This is a genomic window from Pedococcus sp. P1_H8 (assembly GCF_056405175.1).
Map to the genome: position 1 here is coordinate 1 of NZ_JBFUCP010000089.1, position 574 is coordinate 574.

Below are 574 nucleotides of genomic sequence, written 5' to 3' on the forward strand. Positions count from 1 at the left end.
CCTGATCACCTCACGGGCCGTCCCGGAACTGGTCGCCGAACTCGGCGGCACCGCGGTGTGCACCCGGGTCGGGCACTCGTTCATCAAGCAGCAGATGGCCGAGACCGGCGCCATCTTCGGCGGCGAGCACTCGGCGCACTACTACTTCCGCGACTTCTGGGGTGCGGACTCGGGGATGCTGGCGGCCCTGCACGTGCTGGCCGCGCTGGCCGGCCAGGACCGGCCGCTGTCCGAGATGATGGCGAGCTACGAGCGGTACGCGGCGTCCGGGGAGATCAATTCGACCGTCGCCGTCGCCGCCGAGCGCACCGACGCGGTCGTCGCGGCCTTCGCGTCGCGGACGACGTCCGTGGACCGGCTCGACGGCGTGACCGTCGACCTCGGCGACGGCGCCTGGTTCAACCTGCGCGCGTCGAACACCGAGCCGTTGCTCCGGCTCAACGTAGAGGCCCGCACGTCGGAAGACGTCGATTCGTTGGTAACTGAGATACTGGCAGTGGTGCGCGGGTAAGCGGGCGCCGGGAACGAAGCGTGCGGACACCTGCCCCCGGGCAGAGGGAGAAAGGAGCGGTGC

The 574-nt window shown here is 70.2% G+C and carries 1 protein-coding gene; it reads left to right on the forward strand.

What is annotated here, in order from left to right; all coding sequences use genetic code 11:
* Positions 1 to 511 (forward strand): phosphohexomutase domain-containing protein (locus AC1DYG_RS18995; protein WP_477641423.1); only part of this gene is annotated, 511 nt, incomplete at its 5' end.
* Positions 512 to 574: the final 63 nt, after the last annotated feature.